The following is a 15,876-nucleotide window of genomic DNA, read 5'->3' on the forward strand; positions in this document are numbered from 1 at the left end:
ATGAGAGAGCAGCTGTTACGTTATGCGGCTGACTATGCAGCCGCAGAGGACCAATTAATCGGAAGCGGAGATGGACGCAGTAGCATCCATTTCCCGTCCGTGTTTCTTTTTATCGGTGATCGCATGAACCCGGTGATGAACACCATTGCAGATATCAACCGGACCAAGTGGGATAACAGCACGGGAGTAACGTATATTCAGATCCGCTCGCAGGAAGAACATGCGGCTGTAGATCGTTCGGTGGATGCTATTGTTCATACGATAGCAGTACCGGAGGAAAGTGGCCACCAAACGATACGCCGTGACTTGCACCAGGCTTTTTATACACATGAATCGCAGCTAATTGAGCTTAACACCGCGTTGCGCCGGGCTAGTGGACACCTGGCAGATTACGGTCGGTTGTATTCTTCGTTCGAGCGTGTCCATTTGTCGATTTTGACGACAGCGGATGACCCCATGAACGTATTAATCCCTGAAATTACGCTGTTGGCGGAGTATATTTTTGCACAGTCTTTTAAATCGGTACAAATGGATCTGTATGTGTTGGTGAATGAAAGCGATCAGGCTGTCCAATTCGGCTACAGTAGTGCAACGTCCGTTGCTTTCATGCGAGAGCTGGACTATATCCAGAGTCCAGAGTATACGTTTACGGCACCGCTTCATATGACCGAGGACAAATTGACCATTCCAGTATCCCATGCTCCATCACCGTTGTTCGATCTCGTCTATGTGCTGTCCGACAAGAACGAACGCGGCGTAACGGTGCCGAATAGCCTGCGGGAAAGCTGTGACATCATTTGCCACATTCAGCTTCTTAAAAACCGCTATCAGGCAGGAGATTCCTATCGGTCACAGGATGGGGGATACAACAATACATCGTTTAAAAACAACATCATGACGGAATCCGGGCGGCAGGGTTATGTGTCGGCTGGATTTTCCCGAGTCAACCGCCCTAACCAGTCAATCGCACTTACGGTGCTGTATCACTTTTATGTAAAGCTGCTAGAGCGTATGAGAACAGAGCAGGAGTGGGACATACGCGATAAGCTGAATTATTTTGGTTTAGATGCTGCTGAGCGCGGTCGCACGCGAAATGATCTCGTTCCTGGTAATGAGGCGATCACGGACATGAGCGCACTGATGACCAGCGGAGCCAGCTACGGCTCCTTGAAGCGAATGACATTACGTGAGGCGGAGGGAGCCTTGTTCGGTCAGGGCTGCGAAGCCTTTTTCCGCGATAACTGTGAACGGATTATGCACAAACGGTTGGGAGATTTTCAGGCGGAATCAGGTCTGCAGTTGGCTGTGAATGCAGCTTCCAAGGAATATCCTGAAATCGGCTTATTCGAGTTGACAGACTGGACGGATGAAAATAAAACAGGAAATGTGCTTACGGCCATTCGGGGACTGATTCGGGATACGTCCAATGACTTGCAGATTAGTACCGCTGAACTGGACACCCTGTATAGCGGTCAGGTGGAGGACCAGCCTTTTCAACGACTGCCACTCATGGATAAGCATAATGTGCGCAGCTTGATTCGTTACCTGACCGAGACGGTTTACGGGCACAAACTGCACATGCTGCGAATTCAAGCCGATTTGGAGCTGCTTCGTCGCTATGAACTGGCACTAGAAAAATGGCATGCACAGGCGAAGCATATTACAGTACAGCTTTCCAGCCTGGAGCGTGAACTGCATCAAGCTGCAACGGATAGTATTCGGCAGGCTGATAGTTACACAGGTCAAAACCTGTTCGAGTATTACGAGCGTGTGACGGAGGATGTCATGCGTGAGCTGGAAAGCAAGCGGGGAAAATCTATATTCTTTGATACCCGGCATATGGGGCCTGTATCCGGATTGCTGGACGGGGGCCTGTCCGCATTGGTGGATCGACTTACGCAGACCTGTCGAACCTTGATTCTCAGTTCACAGCCGTTTAATCAGACCTTCGAAGAAGAATTATTGCGGCGTGCCAATGTAGCTGCTGCATATGAAAATCGGCTGGTCGTTCCGAAGGATGAGCTGTTTAAAAAACTATATCAAACGTTAGAGGAACATGGCGGAATTAACGTACGTTTGCTCGACTATACCCATGAGCATCGGTATGAAGAAAAGTACTTCTTTGGTGACTACGAAGGCGAATTTCTTCCTTATGCGATGGATGTGGACATTACTTCGCGTATTTACAAGCTGGGTTTTGTACATGAGCGTCGCAGCAGCGGGGTGGAAAAGCTGCATTTGATGGGCGGCTTCCATCTGGAGGATCTGATGGTTTACCGCAACGGCAAAACGTATTATGAGACATATACTGCGAATGGTTTCGTGTTTCACGGAATCGACGTGGACCGGTTGCCGGAATTGCGGTAGCCACATATTAATCCTACTTTAATGATGGAAGGAAGCAACGATTCTTATGAAGCAACGTAAATTTAACGTTCTCCTATTACTGTTCGGCTTGTTGGGCGCTGTAGTAGGCTTCATCTTGGGAGAGCTTATTCTTCACAAATTGATAGGGCACTGGCCGCATATCGTCGTGATTGGGCTGTATTTTGGCATCATGGCACTGTGCATTGGCCTAGGTTGTCTGATTGGCGAACTAATTTCGCCACAGTTAAATGGGCATTCATGGCGGCAGCGCTACTCCGGGTTATCCTGGAAGTTACTGGTGCCTGCTACACTAGTGATGTTGTTCGTGGCAGGTCTGCTATTGGAGTTGGGCTATCAGGTTAACCCTGAAGGGCGCAAGAGCGTACAGGACCTCGTGCTTGTGATTGATAATTCCGGGAGTATGCAGCAAACAGATCCCGATAATGAGCGCCTAACGGCTGCCAAGAGTCTGATTGGCCAAATGGATGGAGACAAGCGGGTAGCCATTGTTTCATTTGAATCTGCTGCGCAGTTGGTTCAGCCATTTACTCCCATTGGCACAGATGCAGAGAAGCAAGCGGTTTATTCCAAAATCGATAGTATGCAGACTATAATGTCAGGCGGTACAGAGATCGGGCTTGCTTTGGACGAGACGATCAAAGAGATTGAAACCCAAGGTAATGCAGAAAAAGGTTCTCTCGTTATCATGCTCTCTGATGGCTTTAGCGATCTGGATACCCAGACAGCATTGGCTCCTTATATCGCCCGCCAGATTCCGATTAATACGATCGGGCTGAAACTGGCAGAGTCGGATGGTATAGCCTTATTGCAAAATATTGCTGACCTGACGGGCGGAACTTATTCTAATGTAGCCAATGCCCAAGGACTTACTCAGGCGTTCGGAAAAATATATAACAAAATCGGTGATCGCACACTGGTAACGGAGCGGACAGGTGAGTATGCCGACAGTCTGTATTTTGCCATTTATCGCGTAACGGCGCTGGTCATTATCGGCGCTTTATTGGGATTGGCTCTTGGGCTGATGTTCGATAACCGTTTTCTCGCACGGAATTTTGCGATTGGAGGAGTCCCGGCAGGCTTGCTCGCTGGTTTTATTTTGGAAAAGGGACTATCTGGCTCGCCTATAGGCGACTTGATGATTCGTTTGGTGGCAGCGCTCGTACTGGCAGCCCTTATTGCTGTCTTTTCGCTTGTTCTGCCGATTGCGGAAAATACTCGCCGATCTTCCGGTGGAGGAAGTCAGGGTGCGCCATCAGGACGCCGGAGAGGGGCACCGGAAGCCCCGACGCGCAATCGACGCAGCAGTGGATTTTAGAACGGGAGGCTGGAACTTATGCAGTATAGGGAAGCACAGCCCGGTGATCCTATTATTTCGGAGCTGAGCCACAAAATTGATGACAACCGGGTTGTGTTACGCTGGCAGTGGCCTGAGGGCGCAGCCGTGGTATATATTGCGAAACAATCAGCCGATGCAGGTGTGAATGGGCAAAATGAAGGTGAAGTTTTACCGCCTTTTTCAAGCCTAAAACTTTTTACACGCGAGGAGTATAAGGCTGCTGGCAGCTATCGTGACCGAATTGAAGGCATTGGACGCGTGCGGTATATCGTATATCCAGCTGTTCGGGAGGATGGAGACACTTACGTGATCCGTCAGCAAGACGGAGCCAACCAACTGGAGTTGAGCACGGGGAGGGCTAAAATCAGATATGCAGTTCACCATAAAAAAAGCTGGTTTCGCAGCCGCAAAACCGTCCAGATTCAGGTGACAGCCGAAGTTCCTGTCCCGCAAGAGGCGCTTTGCTACGTGAAGAAGCGCGGGGGTTATCCAGCAGACCGGGACGATGGAACCTTGTATCCGTTCACGGCACCTTTTGCCGCGGGACGGAATGTTTTACCCTCTGTTGAAGTGGGGGGAGATGAATATGTGCGGCTGTTTTTTACGGATGGCCAGAAATATGGCACGGTATATGAATTAGTCCCTGAATGAAAGGAGGCCGCAACCGATGAGTTTTCTTAGCAATTTATTCAGAAGAAAGCCACAGGCAGCGCCAAGGCCGTTATTTTATGATATTGTGTGCCCTTATTGCTTTAGTAAATTTTCCCCGGAGGAAGTGGTATTCCGTGCTTCTCATCACCGTGAAGATGACGAGGACTACGCTTTGGGTGAAGATGAGCTGTTGAACAAATATCGGGAGCGTTTTGGTTTGGACAGTGTGCATGATATGGAGGCGATTTTGCATCCCCATGATGTCCCTGAGGAACATCGATTGTATTCTGATCATGTACTGACAGGACTGACCGACCGTTATGGCGAGCTGACGCGTCACCGACTGTGCCCGCACTGCCATAACGAACTGCCCGTGACCGCGGGTAAGGTGCCTAGCAATATCATTTCGATCATTGGAGCTTCGCAGGCGGGGAAATCTGTTTATATGACCTCACTGATTCACACGTTGCAGCATGTTACGGCCGATCATTTTGACGCGGCTTGCATGCCGCTCAATGCAGAGATCAGCCGAAAGTTCCGCACCATGTATGAGGAACCCCTATTTGAACGAGGGGATCTGCTTACATCGACACAAAAAGAAAAGATGCAGGAGCCTTTTATCTTCCAGTTTGTATTTAAGGATGAGGAAAAGCCGCCACTGACGCTGGTATTTTTTGATGTCGCCGGTGAGGGAATGGTAGATCAGGACTATCTGGGACTGCATGGACAGCATATTAAGAATTCTGCAGGTATTCTCTTTATGGTCGATCCACTGCAAATCCGCTCTATTCGGGAGCGCATTAAGATTAACCTTGGCGATAAGCCGGGTGAATGGGTCTCGCAATACGATGAACCGCGTGATGTCGTACTTACGATGTTCGGTGATTTTATCGCTTATCAGGAAAAAGGGAAAACGGATATTCCGACCGCTGTCGTCCTGACCAAAAGTGATATGCTTACTGCGTTGGCAGATGAAGAAGGCACATACATCAAGACGAACAGCAATATTTTTAATCCGATGGAGCATCGCAAATATATGGATTTGGATGAGTTCGCGAACATTGATGGCGAAGTTCGACGCTTCATCGAAAAGGTGGATAAGCCGTTCAAGGGCACGATGGATGTATATTTTACGGATACGGCCTATTTCGCAGTTTCCGCGCTGGGTAGCAATCCGGTGGAGCAAAAGCTGCAAGGGTTGGTTAGTCCGATCCGTGTGGATGAGCCATTCATTTGGCTGCTTTATAAGTTGAAGTACATTGAGGGGAGAGAATCACAGTGAGTTATTCTACCTCTCATTTAATACAACAGCAGATGTACACACGGGAACGGCGTGGTATTTTCCGTTCTACGGAAGGCTTCGATACAGTGGCTAATTCCAAAGGATTGGATGCTTCTTTTATTAAAAAGGTGCTCCATCCCTTATGTGTATATGATGCGCCTGCTGCTTTGACGGCGCGTGGTGAGAAACAGGAAAGCGTCTATCCGGAAGCTATACATCTGGTACGGACGGAGTCCGGGGATGTAGTGCTTGGCCGCAGTATTTATAAGGCCGCGGATTTTACTGGGCTGCGGAGCGCCTTTTTCACGCACAACTATGTGATTCCAGCCGGACATGGTGAATCTCCGTCTGACTATAAGCAGTGGCTGAACACATCCTTTGTTGATACCTATGATATTGAGCAGGGAACGGATTTGCCGGAATTGGAGCGTCTACCGGGTGGAAGTGTATTTCCGGCTGTTGACCCGTCTACAGTGCTGACTCAATTACAGCTGAGCGAAGAAGTGTTCAAACAGCTTTTATACGCAGTCATGATGTCCGCAGCAGGTCGCAAAAAGGTATATGTAGCGCTGAATGTTCCTGTAGAAGCGGTCGGATCTTCAGCCAAGCAGCTACTGGGTGTGCTGTATGCGGCACTGCCTTATGCATTTCGTAACAGACTCGGATTTCTTACATATGCACAGGAACCGAACAGCAGAAAAGGCATTCACTTGATGTTCGTTGAGCCTTTTAGTTTGCGTCCCGGTGATCGGAATGTGGAAAAGGACTTTGTATTTGACCTGTCTAACCATAGTCGAATACTTAATGTGGATGCAGAGCAGGTGAGACAGCCGTATTTTGACTGGATTGTTCGTACGTTGCTGAATGGTGAGACGCCGGACGATTTCTTCAAATTTGCCGAGCAAATGCTGACAGGTATGGAGGCCGGGCGTGATTTGACGCCATCCAGCTATCATGAGCTCATTACGTTGTACAGAATTGAGCAGGGAGAGCGGGCATTATACAACGAACAACGAATCGCTGTGTTACGAAGCTTGACTGATTATTTATCGCCACCCGATGCGCTGCCACGTAAAATGAGGCTGAATGATCTGTTTCTGTCGTTTTTTGATCATGAATTTGATCGGGTGAAGGATGGATATATTCCAGACGTAGGTCTAGTCGATAGTTTCAAGGACTATTATAAAGTTCATGCACGCAGCAGCGAAAATCGGTTGGTGGAATATTTAATCCGTTCGCTAAACAATGCTTATACTGCCAGAAATACGGAAGCAGTCACGTATATTTATCATACGATTGAAGAAAATCCATCATTAGGCAAGGCATATTTTACGAAAGTGTTGGGTAATCCAGCACTTACAAAAATGCTGTTCATTCCCTACATGGACAGTCAGATGAAAAGAACACCGGATGCCAAGGGACTGCTGGCTGTTGTGCACGAATGGGGCAGTCGGTATATCGAAGTGTCGGCGAATGCCGATTTTCAGCTTTTGGCAGAATCTGCGCTGATGGGCAGACTGCGTGCCGAAAGAAAACCAGTAGAGGCTGTGGCTGCCATTCACCAACGCTTGCGTCAATGGGACAGCAACTCTGCCGTAGGCAAACTGTCCCCGTTGGAGCAATCTGGATTGACAGAGCGCTTGCAGGAAGCGTCGGATCGGTATTTACTTACCGAAGTAGAGCTAAAAGAGATATCACCCGATCAGGTCGTACAGATTCCCTTTTTTACACGGCCCGATTTGGTGCAGTGGGTTGGAAAGCTGCCTGCTCCTCTCAAGGGACAAGCAGTGCGATTGATTGCGGCTTACGATTGGTTTAATACAGAGGAACCGGAACCGTCGGTGCTGGACGGCCTGGAGCCTGGCGAAGTAGAAAAGGTACAGGATTGGGCTTATGGCTGGCTGCCCCAGCAGCTTGCGGAAGGCCATTTTGCCCGTCTGTTGCCTGCTTTCTATCGTTCTGACGGGCCGGGAGAAGGAATATTGGACTTCGCTCGCCTAGTCGGTTCGATCCGCAAATGGGCGAAGGATAACGATACGATGTACCGTTTTATCCGATGGTCAGAGGAACACCCCGAGTTTGCTACTCCACGTGGCGGTTTCGAACCGGCGTATCGACGTGCGCTACTTCTATTCTTCCAAAAGGAAGGACGAGAGGGATTGCACAAAAAAACGCTGTGGCGTCAATATTTTGAACCTGCAAAGCCTGCTTTTAAAAATTTCTATTTGGCAGCAAAGCGGGAGACGGACACGCCGTTGGTCAAAACACTTCGTCGTTTCCGTAAAGGTGGGGTGATTTCCGGGATTGTGCTGATTGTCATTGCAGGTACGCTAGGTGGCCTTAAAGCAACCGGGGTGATCGGATCTGGTGACACACCTGCGCCTGTTGCTGCCCCGAAGCCTGTACAACAGCCTGTAGAGCCTACAGTGCCCGTAAAAGAGGAGCCTACGGCCATAGTGACACATGTGCCTAATACCAAGTCCACTACGAAAATGGTCAAGCTGCTATTTGCGTTTCAGACATCGACAGAGCAGGCAGAATTTAAGCCGAAGAAGCTCGTCATTGTCGGGGCGGATCAACAGGAGCACTTATACGAAAATTTTACGCTTGCTGAACAGAACGACAAGGAAGCAGCCATTAAAGCGAACAATGATACATCCAGTGACGTAAACATTGGGAATCCCACTACAAAAAGCACGACAGCAGATGGACAATCCACGGACAGTGGTTCCACAGCTCGTGGTGGTACATCCAGCGGAAAAAGCGGCGATCAGTCTGGAACAGTGACAGACAATACGGACGGAGGCTCGACTTCAGAGATTTCTACTGAGGGTAGTGGTAATGGAACCAACACAGACACTGACGCACCATCGGAGTATGATCTGAAGAAGTATCCTTATCGTACGCTGTTGACCATTTGGCAACGGCTGGAGCTGAATGATGCTAGTACGGTTACCGTTGATGGAGAAGAATATCCGCTAGTTCAAGTGAAAACTGCAGACTAAGCAATCATAAAACAGAAATGAATGATGAATGAAGTAAAAGACGGGTTTCCTTCAAGGGCTCGTCTTTTATTATGCCTATATTTCCATAAAGGATGAATTCAAAATTTGAAATTCACCTTATCTAATAAAACATCATTTTTTACGAAAGTATTGACACCAAGTAGGCAGCTGATTAAAATTAGTTGGAATTCAAACTATTAAAATTAGATAGCTATGGAGGTTAGTAGTGAGATGGGAAGTGAGGTGTATCCCGTTTGTCTTCCTTGGGAGGAAGAGAGTACGATGTATTTAATTAAATGGATTTTCACTACCGTCCGGCGCGAAATTGAAACAGCACTGCGCCCTTTGGGGCTCACCTCCCCACAATCGCAGACGCTCTATATACTGGCGATGTCGCCTGGAGTCACCAATACGGATTTGGAAAAGCTATTGCTTATTGATAAATCAAGCGTTACCAGCCTGGTTAACGGGATCGTTAAGAAAAACTGGGCAGTACGCAAAAGTCACCCGGAAGATGCACGAATGAAGCAAATCTATTTGACTGAGGAAGGTTTGGAGATTCACAAGACAGCTGAACGTACCATTGAGGCAATTAAAAGCTCGGTAGGTGAAACGTTATCTGTCGGAGAATCGGAGACGCTGCGCGGCCTGCTTAAAAAAATTCTCCACGATTACCGTTATGCGAACACCCGCGTTTGAGCGGATATATAGAGAGTTTGCCCGGATAGGGATATTCAAAAGCAGTGAAATACGATCTTAGATAAGAGGTTTACAGGAGAGGGAGACAACCAAATGATAAATGAACAAACTTATCCCAATGCGGATAAGCTTATGCGTGTGTTGGCTTTCACACTTGTTTTTTCAGTGATGAACGCTTTTATGTTTAATGTCGTTATGCCTGTGATTCGGGAGGAGTTTCATATTAGTGCTTCCGATGTAAGTTGGCTGCTGACTGGCTATATGATCGTGTATGCGGTTGGCTCGGTGACCTACGGCAAATTGGCAGATAAATATCGTCTTAAGGATTTGCTGACGTTTGGGATTATCTTTTTTGCACTGGGTTCGCTTATTGGACTGTTGGCCAATCAATTTTGGATGCTCATTGTAGCTCGTTTGCTTCAGGCTGCAGGGGCTGCAGTTATTCCGGCAACTGCTATGATCGTCCCAGTCCGTTATTTCTCGGCTGAAAAAAGAGGACGTGCTTTGGGCGTCACAGCAATCGGCTTGGCGTTAGGTACTGCACTGGCTCCGATTATTTCCGGTTTGATCACAGGCTTTGCAAGCTGGCGTTTTTTGTTCGTCATTTCCATGCTACCACTGATCGCATTGCCGTTCTTCCGCAAATATTTGGACGATCAGCGTGGAGAGGATCAGAAGTTCGATTTTCTTGGTGGATTATTGCTGGGTGGAACAGTAGCCTTCTTGTTACTTTCGATTTCGCAAACCAATATGATGTTTTTTCTGCTCGGTATGGTGTTATTTGCACTGTTTATATGGCGCATTAACACTGCGCATGATCCATTCATCCAGCCGAAGCTGTTCCGTAACAAGCAATATTCATACGGGCTCCTTATCGCTTTTTTAGGGACGGGGATTAGCTTTGGATTGCCGTACTTGGCACCGCAGTTTCTGAACAGTCTCAATCAGCTTACGCCGGCAATAATTGGACTGGTTATGTTTCCGGCTGCTATTGCTTCGGCTCTATTGGGTAAAAGAGGGGGGCGTTTGGCGGATAGTAAAGGAAATTCGTTTCTCGTCTATACAGCTGTATCGCTTTTGTTCATCTGTTTTATCAGCTTGTCTACGTTTGTGGGTGCATCTCCGTATCTGATTTTATTTTTGCTTATTTTCGGAAACGTAGGTCAGACCTTCATGCAAATTGCCATGTCCAACACGATTTCTCGTACCTTGTCGAAAGACCAGATTGGTGTTGGAATGGGGCTGTTATCTCTGCTGAATTTCATTGCAGGGGCGATCACGACAAGTATTTTGGGCAAAACGCTGGATAGTTCGTCGTCCTTTCATTTGAATCCTGTCGTATCTAATGTGCAGGTGTTCAATTTTAGCAATATTTTTACGGTGCTTGCACTGATTGCGCTTGTGACGATGGGACTTTATGCGTTGCAATTCCGAAGGGGTTCACGCCGTAATACGCCTGCTGTTGAACAAGGATAAACATTTGATGCAAACTCATGCCAAAACAAGGGTATAATATAGAAGGAAAAGTTCATCTATGGAAGGACGGAGTGTCCAGCATGACAAGAAACCTTCAATATGTGCCCTATGGTTATGAGCCTCCGATCGAGACGCATAAAGGGACCATGGTTTACTATGATACGTTCGAGCAGATTACAGCCAGAGAGCTGGAGCTTTTTGCCGAAACGGGGGCTGCATTATCTTTTACAAAGCTGGTGCTGTATCCGCTACATGAAGAAACCGTCAGAAGAATGTGGAAGCAGCCGGTACGTTCGTATTACAAGCGGGTGGACGAGCTGGGAGAGTGGCAGCGGGAGCAGGCTTTGAGTGCTGTTGTGATTGAGAGTTGGGAAGGTAAGCGTAAAAAGTATACGCCGATTGAAGCAGCCATCCGTTTTTTGGCGGAAAAGTATACGACCCCACTTTTTTTGTACATGAGTCCTGAAACTGCAAATTTGTGCGCTTCCTATGCATCGTTTGGAGAATGGATTAGAAATGTCAGATTGCTGCTTTCGAGCGAACCCCAGGAACTTCATCCGAAGCTTGCACAGTACCGTAATCGCTGGAACACGGTAGAAGAAGCGACAAACCGTGACTCTAAGGTTGACAAAGCGGAGCATGAATTATAGAATAGAACTAATCGTAAAAATTACTATTGTAATTGTATACCATGTATTCCAATTAAGGAGGAAGAGAAATGCGCGTAATTGTTACCTTGGCATGCACCGAATCCGGTGATCGCAACTATACAACAACCAAGAACAAAAGAAATCATCCGGAGCGTCTTGAAATGAAAAAATACTCTCCGCGTCTGAAAAAGTACACGATCCATCGTGAAACTAGATAATTTGAGGCTTGCTATATAGCAACCTGAATGATCCTGCATCCTGAACGGAGCCTGTAATTCTAATGAATATAGGGCTTCATGAAAGGAGCTGCGGCATGATCTCTCCAGTTAACGATGAAGAAATCGTGTTAAGTTTGCAAAAGCCTGCGTTATGGAACCGGCGAAAACTTGAATTAGTCCAGTGGACAGAGCGTCCAAAGTTAAAGCTTGCACCTAAGAAAACGGCTTTTTTTCAAGGCTGTATGATAGATGCCGAGCTACATGGCACGCTTTGCCTTTTGAATCGAAAGCACGTGGCTACCGAGTTCTCCTGTGCTGGTGTCAGCATTTGGGACGAGCCGGAGGACCATTCACTATATGCTTATATAACGATGAAGGCTGACGAAAGATCCGGAGCGTTCGTGCAATGGGCGATGCGATATATGCGGCATCGTTTGCTTGTCGTTTACGAGCTTGAGCGCAACCGTTATGATCTGTCGTCTTTTTTTCTGGGACATAACCGTTCCTTTTGCCAACTGATGGAGTATTGCGCCAGTACGTTTGAGTTTGAAACTAAAACTATATGAAAGATTAGGTGAAACTAATGAAAAAAGATATTCATCCAACATTGAACAAAGTTATCTTTTTGGACCCTAGCTGTGGATTTACTTTCCTGAGTGCTTCCACTAAATATTCGCAAGAAACGATGGAATGGGAAGATGGCAACACATACCCAGTTATCCGTGTAGATACTAGCTCCGCTTCCCACCCGTTCTTCACTGGTAAACAAAGAAACGTGGATATCGGTGGCCGTGTGGATCGCTTTAACAAAAAATATAACCTTAAGTAAGAACAGTCGAGCGTTATGTTTACGGATTATGCTAATAATCCGTGAACATCGCTTTTTAAAAAACCTCCTGCAGATGCAGGAGGTTTTTTTGTCTTAATCTAGACCTGTCATTTATAGCGAAATGAAGCACTGTTCCCATTGGTCGGTAATGGATGCTTTGTCGAGCTGCTCCCCAATTAGCGTGACATATCCCTGACTCACGGGAAGTGCAGTAGGCTGCCACTCCAAGTGATTTCCTGAAAATTGCAAAAGCATTGTACCTTCCTGAGGAAGTACGCAATAACCTTTCGCACGAAGCAACGAGGAACCTAACCCGGTCAAAAAGTTTTCCAATCGTTGTTTTTCGAGTGGTTGAGGAGAATATTGATGCAGCGTTATGCTCTCCAGACGGGAGAACGAATGAGGCTGCTTAGGATCGTGGTTATGACTGTGTGTCGAAATAACTTTGAAAGCCGTACTTCTGGAGACACTACTGGTGCTTCCGATACTTTTGACGGGAATGGGGACGAACGGTGCATCTGCATCAGTGAGCTGGACCTGTGCAGGTGCTGGTTGAGGTGTCTGTGCAGGTTTCGCGGCAACGGATGCGGAGGCCAGAACAGGCTCTAGTAGTGGTTCAAGGTCAACCCGGCTATATTCAGTAGTTTGCAGCTTGGCCGTATCGTTGAGCTTGCGGATGCTCTTGACGACCTTCGTCACTTCACGGCTGCTTGCTGCATCCGTCTTGTTCACCACAATGAAGTCTGCGGTGCGCAGCTGTCCGTGCAGGGTGCGAACCAGTTCTTTATCAGCCGTAAAGCGGCTGTTGTACTCATGGAACAGCTCAGCATCCACAACACTGATGCTGTGAACCAGATAAAGCCGATCTGCCAGTAGAGGGGAGCGAAGCTCCTCCAGTACTTGTTCGGGGTTGGCTACCCCGGTGGTTTCCATGAAGATCAGATCTGGCTCCTGGCTGAGCAGGGTATGCAGAGCCCCTGCCAGCTCATTTCTTTTGCTGCAACAAATGCAGCCTTCTAGCAATCCTTCTACTGTTACGTCAGGCATTTCCTCTGAAATTATAGCGCTGTCTACATCATATTCGCCCATTTCGTTCATTAAAACAGCAGCACGAAGGGGGATTTGACGAGTATGGGCTAATAGGCGCAAAAGTAGTGTTGTTTTGCCGCTTCCAAGAAAACCACTGATTAAAATAACAGGAACTTTATTCATCATTTTTCCTCCTTGGTGGGTTTAGTGTGCTGTGTTCAAGCGATCAAAGGTAGCTACCGAGTCTGCTTGGGTATAGACATAAGGGGATTCTGGCTGCTCGACAGCGGTTATTTTTTCGGATCGAATTTCAAGTACGGGAGCGTTGCCCTTTTGTGTGGCATGCAGTGTTCCTTCAATGGTCACCCAGGTATCCTTGTCAAAGGACGGGGCTTTCTGGGATTGGACGATGATCCCGAATGGCATGGCATCGGCAGTACAACACATGACGAGGAATCTTCCTACTGCAAATAGGCCTTTACCCGGCAGGTTGTCGTCTTTATAGACAAAGCCTGTCACCTGTACTTTTTTTCCTTCAAAAGCTTGTTTATATAATTCAATGGCTCCAATAGTTTCGGAAAAAATCTCTGGCTTGATCTGTATGATAGGTTGCTGATACAGGCGTTTCGCCAGCTCAGCGAATTCTACATTGTACTTATCAGGCGGAACGAACAGCTTATCCAGCGTTTCCTGACTCCATTTTCCCTCTGGAGGGGACGAAGTTGGGACAGAAGATGCAGTTGATAAAAGGGAGGAGGTGGATGCTTTTGTGGTCTGTGTATCCGTTTTTCGTCGGATATCCGGGTTGGGATACGTGAAGGACATGCCTTTTTTGGCGGCCATATCACTACCAAGTGCCTGATTGGGCAGCAGAGAACCGAACAGGAGCGGGATGAGCAGCATTCCATATACGAGTGTTTTTTTGAACCAGCTTTGCGGCAACGGATGCTCACAATCACATACATCCTCACCGTCCCGCTCCCCGATGATTCCGTGCCATGCCATCGCCAATGCGATGAACAAGAGTGGTACAGGACAGAGTAGGAGCAGCTTTTGCATATGGGGAGCCAAGTAGTAATGAAGTGCATTCGTGCGGCTTAATGAGACGATGTACACAGCCAATCCGATCAGGAGCAAGGAGCGCATGCCGTATTGCCAGCGAATGCTAAAGGTTGAATTCACGTTTGTATTCACCTCCCTAATAACCATTCAGCAGCTATAGAACCCACTAGGACGAGTGAAACAATGAGCAAGCCCAGGATGGCGACAAATTTGGTGCGGAAGGTGCTTAGCAGCATGAGCGTGCCTTTGAAGTCTAGCATTGGGCCGAGTACAAGAAAGGCTGCCAGCGGACCTAGTGTAAAGGTGTGTGAAAAAGCAGTAGCTACAAAGGCATCGGAGGTGGAACATAGCGACAGTATATAGGCAAAACCCATCATAAAGGCGTACGATCCGACCGTTCCGTTGCTTAACGAAAGCATCTCATCACGTGGGATGAAGGTTTGGATGCAGGCTGTTAATAATGCGCCGATAGTGAGATATTTACTCATGTCCAAAAACTCGTCACCAGCATGTACAAAAAAGCCCCGCCATGTGCGACTATGCCGATGAGTCTGATTGTTCTGCTTTTGCTGGTTAAAAGAGAGCAACGACCGTTTGAGCGGATGCACTCGTACAAAGGCATACACGATCAGCCCGATGATCGCGGAGACGGCAAAAGCCAAACCCATTCGAACGGCAGTGACCTCGGGATGGGAAGGGAAAGCCATCATCGTCGCAGCCAGTACCACGGGATTGATAATGGGCCCGCTTAAAATAAAAGTGATACCCATATAGGCAGGCATTCCCTTGAGCATTAATTGCCGAACGACAGGGATCATGCCGCATTCACAGATGGGAAATAGCATACCTAGTAAGGAGGCCAGCAGGACACCCGGTACAGGATGCGCAGGCGCTATTTTGCGAATCCATGTCTCCGGTACAAGCCACTGCAAAAGGGATGAGACGAGTACACCGATAAGGAGAAACGGAACAGCTTCCAGAAAAATGCCCATAAATACCGTTTTTAACGGTTGCAGCTGGCCCATATCTAACAAACGAAGCCACTGGGGAGATAGCGTGACAAGCACAGGGATGAGAAAGGCAAACGGAATTATAAAAGGCAGCATCTTCAACAGCGTACTGTTTTTCATTCCACGTCTCCTTGGGAATAAGGGTTCTTATCTACATCCTATGTCTGTAGAGGGACAATCATGCCCGCTGGATTGTGCTTGTCTCACCTCCTATATTGACAATTCAAAGAGTGGTCATATA

At 47.6% G+C, this 15,876-nt stretch carries 14 protein-coding genes; 11 read left to right on the forward strand and 3 right to left on the reverse strand.

Features of this window, described 5'->3' with window-relative positions; all coding sequences use genetic code 11:
- From NLX82_RS12615 to NLX82_RS12665, 11 genes are all read left to right on the forward strand, one after another.
- Complete coding sequence (locus tag NLX82_RS12615) at window positions 1–2,367, forward strand: transcription initiation factor TFIID (RefSeq protein ID WP_068940784.1); 2,367 nt, start codon at window positions 1–3, stop codon at window positions 2,365–2,367.
- A 46-nt stretch (window positions 2,368–2,413) separates the two neighbouring features.
- Window positions 2,414–3,703 carry a vWA domain-containing protein gene (locus tag NLX82_RS12620; RefSeq protein WP_023988389.1) on the forward strand — a complete coding sequence of 430 codons (1,290 nt, stop codon included), beginning with the start codon at window positions 2,414–2,416 and terminating at the stop codon, window positions 3,701–3,703.
- An 18-nt stretch (window positions 3,704–3,721) separates the two neighbouring features.
- The gene (locus NLX82_RS12625) at window positions 3,722–4,375 is read left to right on the forward strand and encodes a beta-mannanase (RefSeq protein WP_068940786.1); all 654 of its coding nucleotides are present in this window, start codon (window positions 3,722–3,724) and stop codon (window positions 4,373–4,375) included.
- Between the two features lie 16 nt (window positions 4,376–4,391).
- Window positions 4,392–5,657: a TRAFAC clade GTPase domain-containing protein gene (locus tag NLX82_RS12630; RefSeq protein ID WP_023988391.1), complete on the forward strand. Its 1,266-nt coding sequence runs from the start codon at window positions 4,392–4,394 to the stop codon at window positions 5,655–5,657.
- Window positions 5,654–8,662, forward strand: coding sequence for a GAP1-N2 domain-containing protein (locus tag NLX82_RS12635; protein WP_254348179.1), 3,009 nt, complete (start codon window positions 5,654–5,656; stop codon window positions 8,660–8,662). The genes NLX82_RS12630 and NLX82_RS12635 overlap by 4 nt, the downstream gene beginning before the upstream one ends.
- Window positions 8,663–8,893: 231 nt before the next feature.
- Entirely contained in the window at window positions 8,894–9,361 is a 468-nt protein-coding gene (locus NLX82_RS12640; protein ID WP_023988393.1) for a MarR family winged helix-turn-helix transcriptional regulator, read from the forward strand.
- Between the two features lie 93 nt (window positions 9,362–9,454).
- Window positions 9,455–10,837: an MFS transporter gene (locus NLX82_RS12645; RefSeq protein ID WP_028542356.1), complete on the forward strand. Its 1,383-nt coding sequence runs from the start codon at window positions 9,455–9,457 to the stop codon at window positions 10,835–10,837.
- 80 nt (window positions 10,838–10,917) lie between these two features.
- On the forward strand, window positions 10,918–11,487 hold the full coding sequence (locus tag NLX82_RS12650) for a hypothetical protein (RefSeq protein WP_053325330.1): 570 nt from the start codon (window positions 10,918–10,920) through the stop codon (window positions 11,485–11,487).
- A gap of 68 nt (window positions 11,488–11,555) precedes the next feature.
- Window positions 11,556–11,705, forward strand: a complete 150-nt coding sequence (gene rpmG / locus NLX82_RS12655; RefSeq protein WP_007430271.1) for a 50S ribosomal protein L33 — start codon at window positions 11,556–11,558, stop codon at window positions 11,703–11,705.
- 95 nt (window positions 11,706–11,800) lie between these two features.
- Window positions 11,801–12,271 carry a hypothetical protein gene (locus tag NLX82_RS12660; RefSeq protein WP_023988396.1) on the forward strand — a complete coding sequence of 157 codons (471 nt, stop codon included), beginning with the start codon at window positions 11,801–11,803 and terminating at the stop codon, window positions 12,269–12,271.
- Between the two features lie 17 nt (window positions 12,272–12,288).
- On the forward strand, window positions 12,289–12,534 hold the full coding sequence (locus NLX82_RS12665; protein ID WP_013310118.1) for a type B 50S ribosomal protein L31: 246 nt from the start codon (window positions 12,289–12,291) through the stop codon (window positions 12,532–12,534).
- Between the two features lie 111 nt (window positions 12,535–12,645).
- Here NLX82_RS12665 and NLX82_RS12670 read toward each other — a convergent pair whose 3' ends face one another.
- Genes NLX82_RS12670 through NLX82_RS12680 form a run of 3 tightly spaced genes read right to left on the reverse strand, consistent with a single transcriptional unit; the run spans window position 12,646 to window position 15,755 of the window.
- The gene (locus tag NLX82_RS12670) at window positions 12,646–13,749 is read right to left on the reverse strand and encodes a CobW family GTP-binding protein (protein WP_069079660.1); all 1,104 of its coding nucleotides are present in this window, start codon (window positions 13,747–13,749) and stop codon (window positions 12,646–12,648) included.
- An 18-nt stretch (window positions 13,750–13,767) separates the two neighbouring features.
- On the reverse strand, window positions 13,768–14,745 hold the full coding sequence (locus NLX82_RS12675) for a TIGR03943 family putative permease subunit (protein ID WP_069079661.1): 978 nt from the start codon (window positions 14,743–14,745) through the stop codon (window positions 13,768–13,770).
- 8 nt (window positions 14,746–14,753) lie between these two features.
- Window positions 14,754–15,755: a permease gene (locus NLX82_RS12680; RefSeq protein WP_028542352.1), complete on the reverse strand. Its 1,002-nt coding sequence runs from the start codon at window positions 15,753–15,755 to the stop codon at window positions 14,754–14,756.
- Window positions 15,756–15,876: the final 121 nt, after the last annotated feature.

Origin of the sequence: Paenibacillus sp. A3M_27_13 (assembly GCF_024213315.1) — a bacterium.
Classification (GTDB): domain Bacteria; phylum Bacillota; class Bacilli; order Paenibacillales; family Paenibacillaceae; genus Paenibacillus; species Paenibacillus polymyxa_B.

Excerpts from the sequence above, each read along its gene's own strand:
- rpmG (WP_007430271.1), top strand. The coding sequence starts at position 11,556 with ATGCGCGTAATTGTTACCTTGGCATGCACCGAATCCGGTGATCGCAAC.
- NLX82_RS12680 (WP_028542352.1), bottom strand. The coding sequence starts at position 15,755 with ATGAAAAACAGTACGCTGTTGAAGATGCTGCCTTTTATAATTCCGTTT.
- NLX82_RS12615 (WP_068940784.1), top strand. The coding sequence starts at position 1 with ATGAGAGAGCAGCTGTTACGTTATGCGGCTGACTATGCAGCCGCAGAG.
- NLX82_RS12660 (WP_023988396.1), top strand. The coding sequence starts at position 11,801 with ATGATCTCTCCAGTTAACGATGAAGAAATCGTGTTAAGTTTGCAAAAG.
- NLX82_RS12645 (WP_028542356.1), top strand. The coding sequence starts at position 9,455 with ATGATAAATGAACAAACTTATCCCAATGCGGATAAGCTTATGCGTGTG.
- NLX82_RS12620 (WP_023988389.1), top strand. The coding sequence starts at position 2,414 with ATGAAGCAACGTAAATTTAACGTTCTCCTATTACTGTTCGGCTTGTTG.
- NLX82_RS12670 (WP_069079660.1), bottom strand. The coding sequence starts at position 13,749 with ATGATGAATAAAGTTCCTGTTATTTTAATCAGTGGTTTTCTTGGAAGC.
- NLX82_RS12650 (WP_053325330.1), top strand. The coding sequence starts at position 10,918 with ATGACAAGAAACCTTCAATATGTGCCCTATGGTTATGAGCCTCCGATC.
- NLX82_RS12640 (WP_023988393.1), top strand. The coding sequence starts at position 8,894 with ATGGGAAGTGAGGTGTATCCCGTTTGTCTTCCTTGGGAGGAAGAGAGT.
- NLX82_RS12665 (WP_013310118.1), top strand. The coding sequence starts at position 12,289 with ATGAAAAAAGATATTCATCCAACATTGAACAAAGTTATCTTTTTGGAC.
- NLX82_RS12625 (WP_068940786.1), top strand. The coding sequence starts at position 3,722 with ATGCAGTATAGGGAAGCACAGCCCGGTGATCCTATTATTTCGGAGCTG.
- NLX82_RS12630 (WP_023988391.1), top strand. The coding sequence starts at position 4,392 with ATGAGTTTTCTTAGCAATTTATTCAGAAGAAAGCCACAGGCAGCGCCA.